Origin of the sequence: Ornithinimicrobium panacihumi (assembly GCF_052073805.1) — a bacterium.
GTDB lineage: Bacteria > Actinomycetota > Actinomycetes > Actinomycetales > Dermatophilaceae > Ornithinicoccus > Ornithinicoccus panacihumi.
Genome location: NZ_JBQGWG010000018.1, coordinates 60032 through 67023, shown reverse-complemented (window position 1 = coordinate 67023; position 6992 = coordinate 60032). Strand labels below are relative to the sequence as shown.

At 71.2% G+C, this 6992-nt stretch carries 6 protein-coding genes and 1 other annotated feature; of the genes, 4 read left to right on the top strand and 2 right to left on the bottom strand.

Annotation, left to right across the window (positions count from 1 at the left end; genetic code table 11):
• Window positions 1-27 precede the first annotated feature (27 nt).
• Window positions 28-1310, bottom strand: a protein-coding gene (locus tag ACTMMA_RS14360) for an IS3 family transposase (RefSeq protein ID WP_441189664.1) whose coding sequence is annotated in 2 segments (ribosomal slippage) — window positions 28-1037 and window positions 1037-1310 — 1284 coding nt in all. Because the reading frame shifts where the segments join, the coding sequence is not laid out codon by codon here.
• Window positions 907-1041 (bottom strand) — a sequence feature (AL1L pseudoknot). It overlaps the preceding gene by 135 nt.
• A 3-nt stretch (window positions 1311-1313) precedes the next feature.
• On the opposite strand from ACTMMA_RS14360, the gene ACTMMA_RS14355 reads away from it, so the two are divergent.
• Window positions 1314-2108, top strand: a complete 795-nt coding sequence (locus ACTMMA_RS14355) for an NAD(P)/FAD-dependent oxidoreductase (RefSeq protein WP_441190823.1) — start codon at window positions 1314-1316, stop codon at window positions 2106-2108.
• A 435-nt stretch (window positions 2109-2543) separates the two neighbouring features.
• Here the strand turns inward: ACTMMA_RS14355 and ACTMMA_RS14350 are convergent, their stop codons facing one another.
• On the bottom strand, window positions 2544-4142 hold the full coding sequence (locus tag ACTMMA_RS14350) for a PucR family transcriptional regulator (protein ID WP_441190822.1): 1599 nt from the start codon (window positions 4140-4142) through the stop codon (window positions 2544-2546).
• A gap of 69 nt (window positions 4143-4211) precedes the next feature.
• On the opposite strand from ACTMMA_RS14350, the gene ACTMMA_RS14345 reads away from it, so the two are divergent.
• From ACTMMA_RS14345 to ACTMMA_RS14335, 3 genes are read left to right on the top strand one after another with little or no spacing between them, the layout of a single operon-like run.
• The gene (locus ACTMMA_RS14345) at window positions 4212-5135 is read left to right on the top strand and encodes a hypothetical protein (protein ID WP_441190821.1); all 924 of its coding nucleotides are present in this window, start codon (window positions 4212-4214) and stop codon (window positions 5133-5135) included.
• A 26-nt stretch (window positions 5136-5161) separates the two neighbouring features.
• Window positions 5162-6079, top strand: a complete 918-nt coding sequence (locus ACTMMA_RS14340; protein ID WP_441190820.1) for an ABC transporter substrate-binding protein — start codon at window positions 5162-5164, stop codon at window positions 6077-6079.
• Window positions 6080-6089: 10 nt separating this feature from the next.
• Window positions 6090-6986 (top strand): amino acid ABC transporter permease, encoded by an 897-nt coding sequence (locus ACTMMA_RS14335; RefSeq protein ID WP_441190819.1) that lies wholly within the window; start codon window positions 6090-6092, stop codon window positions 6984-6986.
• Window positions 6987-6992 lie beyond the last annotated feature (6 nt).

Sequence of the window (6992 nt, the reverse complement as noted above, 5' to 3'; positions counted from 1 at the left end):
TGAAGCGCCCCAGGTTCTGTGCCGCTCCTATACGGGTTGCGGCTCTCGGTTGAGGGTCGCGTAGTGGGCGTTCTCGTACTCCACTGGGGACATCATGCCAAGGCTGCCGTGGAGGCGTCGCTGGTTGTACCAGTCGACCCAGGCAGCGGTGGCGTACTCGACGTCCGCGATGGTCTTGTAGGGCCCGTCGCAGAAGACGGTGGTGCGGATGCACTCGGTCTTGTACAGGCCGATGGCGCTCTCCATCAAGGCGTTGTCGAACGCATCACCGACCGAGCCGATGGAGGGTCGCAGGCCTTCCAGGGCCAGGTGCTCGGTGAATCGCAGCGAGGTGTACTGCGACCCGGCGTCCGCGTGGCAGATCAGGCCGGGTGCGACGGGGTGCCCGTCGTGGTCACGCTGCCAGATCGCCATCCGCAGCGGGGTCATCACCAGGTCGACCTCCTTGGTCGTGGCAGCGTGCCAGGCCACGATCCGCTGGGCGAAGACGTCCAGGACGAACGCGACGTACACCCACCCGGTCCAGGCCCGGACGTAGGTGAAGTCCATCACCCAGGTCTGGTTCGGGCAGGTGGCGGTGAAGTCGCGATCCAACAGGTCGCCAGCGCGCCGCCCGTCCTTGGTGGGGATCGTGGTCCGGATGCCCTTGTCGCGGCGGAGGCCGGACAGGCCCAGGGCGCGCATCGCCCGGTCGACCGCCCCGGCCGAGGCGTCGGGCAGGCCGCTGCGGCGGACCAGCGCGGTCATCTTGCGTCGCCCGTACAGCCCTTCCGGGGCTAGCTGACGGGCGCCGGTGCGGGTGTTGGTGGTCCAGGCCAGGTCGCGCACCAGGTCCATCACCAGAGCATCGGTGTGCGTGCGGGCCGAGGGCTGGCGGGAGTTGTTCTTCCAGGCCCGGTAGGTGCGCGCGGCGACCTGCAGGCCCTGCTCGCGCAGGACCCGGCAGATCGACTCGACCGCGTGCCCCTGGGCGCGCTGGGCGTCGATGAACGCCATGATCATCGGTTCCGGGGGTCGAGCTCCCCCACGAAGAAACTCGTGGCCGCCTTCAGGATGGCCACGTCCTCACGCAGCCGCCGGTTCTCGGCCTTCAGCTTCTTGATCTCCGCCTGCTCGGCCGTGGTGGTCCCTGGCCGGTCGCCGGCATCGATCTCGGCCTGGGCGACCCACCGCCGCAACGATTCCTTGCCCACTCCTTCCTGCCGGGAGACCGCCAGCACGGCCGCGGTCATCGTCGGGTACTCGTTGCGGTGCTCCAGCACCAACCGCACAGCCCGAGCCTTCAGCTCGGGATCGATCTTCTTCGGCATGACATGCATCCTTCCGGACTCGAAAGGAAGCGGCATCAAACCTGGGGCGCTTCAGGGTTGCTCGCGGCGAGCTGGCACGAGGGCGATGGGCACTGCGCGCCGGAGGCGGTCGTGCAGGGCTATGCGCGGGCGGCGCGGCGGGAGGGTGCGCGGCTGGTGAGCGGGTGCACGGTGACGGGGTCCGAGGTGGAGGACGGTCGGATCCGGGCGGTCGTCTGTGATGGTGGGCGGATCGAGACCGAGCAGGTCGTCGTGGCTGCGGGCGCGTGGTCGGGGCCGGTGGCGGGGTGGTTCGGCGTGGATCTGCCGGTCGAGCCGCTGCGTCGGCAGATCGTGTGCACCGGGCCGGTCGACGGGCGGGACGGTCCGACGCCGTTCACGATCGACTTCTCCTCCTCGTTCTACTTTCACGACGAGGGGCCGGGGTTGTTGGTGGGGATGTCGGACAAGGCGGAGACGCCAGGCTTCAAGCTGGGGCGCGACGACGCGTGGCTGGGTGGGTTGTCGGAGGCGATCGCGCGGCGTGCGCCTGCGTTGGGGGATCTGGAGATCCGGTCGGGGTGGGCGGGGCTGTACGAGATGACGCCGGACCACAACGGGCTGATCGGGGTTTCGGAGGACGTGCCCGGGCTGGTCTATGCGACGGGCTTCTCCGGGCACGGCTTCCTGATGGGGCCGTCGGTCGGGGAGGCCGTCGCTGCGCTGGTCTGTGGGGAGCGTCCGGTGGTCGACGTGTCTGCGTTGGACGTGGCGCGGTTCGCGGACGGGGTGGTCACGCCGGAGAAGCACATCGTCTGAGGTGGGGGTGGGATTGGGGGGTTGTTCTGGGGCGCACTCCCTTACGACCGGGCGCGTGGTGTGGTTGGCCCCCAGGGCGACCGGGCGCCTGGTGTGGTTGCTCCCAAGGGCGACCGGGCGCGGGCTGTGGTTGTCCCCGGCCGCACCGAGCGCCGGGTGTGGTTGCTCGGCGCCCCCTGCTCGGCCCCCGAGGAGGGATGAGGTGGGTGGGCGCGCCCAGGTGAGTGGCCGCATACCGTGTCTCGCGGAGCGCCAGAAAGCCTGGACGGATCATGATCCGGCAACCATTCGCCACGCCCGGTCGTGGTGGTAGCAACCACAAGGTGCGCCCGGTCGCTCTCAGAACCACCACAAGGCGCGCTTGGTCGCGTCTGAAGCAACCACAAGGCGCGCTCGGTGGGGTGTGGGGCAACCACGAGGCGCGCCCGGTGGGGTTTAGCGGGTCTGGTGGAGGCGGAGGGCCAGCCAGAGGAGGAGGGTCTGGTCGGGGTTCTGGAGGTCGATGCCGAAGCGCTCCTCGACCCGGCGTAGCCGGTAGCGGACCGTGTTGACGTGGACGTCGAGGCGGCGGGCCACGGCGGCGGTGTCGCGGGCGGACTCGAGCCAGGCCAGGACGAGGGCGGCGAGGTCCTGGCCGGTCTCGGCGTCGTGGGCCAGCAACGCCTGCGCAGGGAGGGAGAGGCGCTGGCTGTCGGGGTGCTGGTCTGCGAGCGTCAGGAGCGTGAGCCGGTCCACGAGCGAGGCGGCATGGCCGACAGGGCCGAGGTCGGGGTCGGCGAGCACGAGATCCACGACCCGGTCGGCCTCGTGCCGGGCCGCCGACACCTGCCACGCGCGGGGGAGGGTGCGGGAGACTCCGGCGAAGAGCTGCAGGCGCAGCGCTTGCCCGGCCGCCCGCACCGCCCCCGCGATCCCGGCGCGCTGCCGCTCCGGGCCGATGGCATCGGTGACCAGGGCATAGACGCGGCCCGAGGCGACGACGCAGCCGGAGGGCCCCAGCCGCGCGCCCAGCTCCAGGCTGACCACGTCGAGCAGCCGGGCCAGGTCGACCGAGCTCGTCCCCGGCCGGGGCGGGGCGTGGATCGCGACGACGGACAGGGCGGCCGGGTCGGACAGGCCCAGCTGACGGGCGGCCGCGGCGTCGTCCTGCTCCAGCAGGCGGCGCACCAGGTCGGTGCGGCGCTGCCGGGCGAAGTCTTCGCCGCTGCGGCTGCGCAGGAGGTGCAGGGCGGCGATCTCGGCCGCCGCGGCCAGCATCGCCTCGGCGTCCTCCCGCGCCCCCTCGGGCGGCACCACGACCCAGACCGAGCCGAGCGGGTCGGTGCCGGTGCGGACCGCGCAGGCCAGCCGCGCCAGCCCGGTGTCGGTCGCCTCGAAGAAGTGGGTGCCGGTGGTGGCGTAGACCTGGGCGTACTGGCGGTCGTTGTCGGGCAGGTTCGGCACCAGCCGGCCCAGGATTCCGTCGCGTCGCTCGTCGTCGATGACCTGCCCCGGCACGGTCGAGTAGGCCAGCACCCGGCGCCCCAGGTCCTCGATCGCGGTCGCCCCGCCGGTGGTGGTCGCGATCACGTTGGCCAGCGAGAACAGGTCTCCGACGGCCAGCGAGGACAGCGCGGTCCCGGGACTGCCGCCCGTCCCGGCGAGCGCGGTGCTGACCATCCGGTCCAGGTGCAGCCAGCCGACCGCGTCGTCGACCACGAGCAGCGCCAGCCCGGCGGCATCGGCCGCGTCGGCCAGGGCGGTCAGCTCCTGCCCGCGGGCCTTGACCACCACCCCCGAGAAGCCCTGGTCCGCGGCGTCGCCGAGCAGCGCGACGAGCGCGGGATCGTCGGGCGTCGACCCCGGGACGAGCAGCAGCCCCCGCGGCCCCTCCTCGAGATCGCCGAGGGCGTCGTGCAGCACGGTGTGGGTGACCGCCAGATCCCGGCCCACGGGGTCGGAGACCAGGCGCAGGGTCGCCTCGCCCAGGGTGTCCAGCACGATCCCGATGCTCGGCAGCGGGTCGTGGTCGACCCTGGCCTTGTCCTCTCGCACAAAGAAATCCTAATCGAGTTGTGCTCAGGGATGGTGTGCGGAGCGCGGTGAGAGGCGCAAGGTGTGCAGATGACGCGCACCGACCCCGACCTCCGCCGGCCCGGCACCGCCCGGGCCACCGGTGGTTTCAACCTGGGCGGTCGGGTCCGGCGCACCGTGGCGGCCGCGGCCGTCCGCTCCGGCGTCACGGTCGTGGGGGTCGAGGAGATGGGTGCGCTCAAGGAGATCTCGGCGCTCTTCGCCGACGTGTGGGGCCGCACGCCGGAGGGGGTCCCGATGCACAGCGAGTCGCTGCGCAGCATGGTCCACGCCGGCGGCCTGGTCAACGCCGCCCTCGACCGCGCCGACGGCTCCCTGCTGGGGGCGGCGGTGCTGGGGCGGGACGTGCCCGGCGGGTGCTACAGCTATCTGGCCGCCGTCCGCCCCGGCGCCAGCGACCGCGGCATCGGCCTGACCCTCAAGCAGCACCAGCGCTCCTGGGCGCTGGACGCGGGCATCGAGGTGATGACCTGGACCTACGACCCGCTGGTTGCCCGCAACGGACGGTTCAACACGGTCAAGCTCGGCGCCACGATCAGCGAGTTCGAGCCCGCCTTCTACGGCCGGATGGACGACGAGCTCAACGGCACCGACGTCGGTGACCGGATGGTGGTGCGCTGGCACCTGCGCTCGCCGCGGGCGCTCGCCGCCGGGGAGGGGGTCGCCCCCGACCCGTCCCCGCCCGACCTCACGCAGGTGGCCACGCAGGACGCCGCCGTCCACGACGGCCCCGACGGCGCCCCCGCCTACCTCGACACCGGCACCGACCGGTGGATCCGCGTCCCCACCGACATCGTCGAGCTGAGGCGCACCGACCCCGGCCAGGCCCAGGAGTGGCGCGCCGCCACCTCCACCTGGCTGGGCCGCTCCTTCGCCGAAGGCTGGACCGCCGACGCCGTGAGCCGCACGGGGTGGTACCACCTGGCGCCACCGCATACCCCGCAAGAAACCTGACCACCGCCCATCCCGAGGAGACATCCGTGAAGAACCGACCCAGCCTCACGCTGGCCACCGCCCTGCTGGCCACCACGGCACTGCTCACCGCCTGCGGCGGCGGTGGCAGCACCGACGGCGCCGGAGCCAGCGGCGACGCCCCGGCCGCCGGCGGCGTCAACAAGGACGCGCCGCTGTTCGACGAGCTGCCCGAGGACATCCAGAAGGCCGGCAAGATCCAGGTCGGCGGCGACATCGCCTACGCGCCGATGGAGTACTACGACGAGAACAACGAGGTCATCGGCTTCGACAAGGACCTCACCGACCTGATCTCGGAGCAGATCGGCGTCGAGTTCGTCTGGAACAACGCCCAGTTCGACGGCCTCATCACCCAGCTGAAGTCCGGCCGCATCGACGTGGCGATCTCCGGGATGAGCGACACCGCCGAGCGGCAGAAGGAGATCGACTTCGTCGACTACTACACCGCCGGCGGCGTGCTGCTCGTGCCCAAGGGCAACCCGGCCGGGCTGACCGGCATCGCCGACCTGTGCGGCAAGACCATCGCGGTCCAGCGCGGCACGATGGCCGAGGACGTCAGCAACGCCCAGAGCGAGACCTGCCAGGCCGAGGGCAAGGAGGCGGTCAACGTGCTCGCCTTCGACCGCGAGACCGAGGCGATGCTGCAGGTCAAGAACGGTCGCGCCGACTCCGGCATGCAGGACTATCCGGTCGCGGCCTACAACGCCCGCACCTCCGGCGGCGGCAACGACTTCGAGGTCGTCGGCGACCAGGTCGAGGCCGGCCCGCTCGGCATCGGGGTCAACAAGGAGGACACCGAGCTGCGCGACACCCTGCAGAAGGCGATCCAGGCGATCATCGACTCCGGCGACTACCAGAAGCTGATCGACAAGTACGAGGTCCCGCTCGGCGCCATCGACGAGGCCACCATCAACGCGGGCACCTGAGGCAGCCACCATGTCCACCGCCCCGACCCGCGACAGCGAGGCCGATATCGTCGCGATCCCCGTCCGCCACTACGGACGGTGGGTCGGGGCGGTGGTCGTGGGCGCCCTGCTGGTCGCCCTCGTCTACGCCTTCTCCCGCGGCAACATCGACTACGGCGCCACCGCGTCCTACCTGACCAACCCCCGGATCATCCAGGGGATGTGGAACACGCTGCTGATCAGCGTGCTCGCGCAGCTGGTCGGCATCGTGCTGGGCGTGGTCGCCGCGGTGATGCGGCAGTCCAGGAACCCGGTCACCTCCTTCGTGGCCTGGCTCTACATCTGGTTCTTCCGCGGGACGCCGGTGCTGGTCCAGCTGCTGGTCTGGTACAACCTGTCCCTGGTCTTCCCGACCATCGGGATCCCCGGCCTGTGGAGCGCCGACACCAACGTGCTGATGACGCCCTTCCTGGCCGCGCTGCTGGGACTGGGCATCAACGAGGGCGCCTACATGGCCGAGATCGTCCGAGCCGGCATCACCTCGGTCGACGAGGGCCAGACCGAGGCGGCCCAGGCCCTGGGCATGTCGCCGCGCAAGACGATGAGCCGGATCGTGCTGCCCCAGGCGATGCGGGTCATCATCCCGCCGACGGGCAACGAGTTCATCAACATGCTCAAGACCTCGTCCCTGGCCTATGCCGTGCAGTATCCCGAGCTCCTGCTCTCCGCGGTCGGCATCTACTCCAACAACCTCATGGTCATCGAGCTGCTCTTCACCGTCTCGGTCTGGTATCTCATCCTGACCACCGTCTTCTCGGTCGGGCAGTACTTCCTCGAGCGCCGCTTCGCCCGCGGCTCGCGCCGCAGCGCCCCCACCGGGGTGCTGGAGAAGGTGCTGACCAACCTCAAGCCGGGGAGGACCCGATGAGCACCG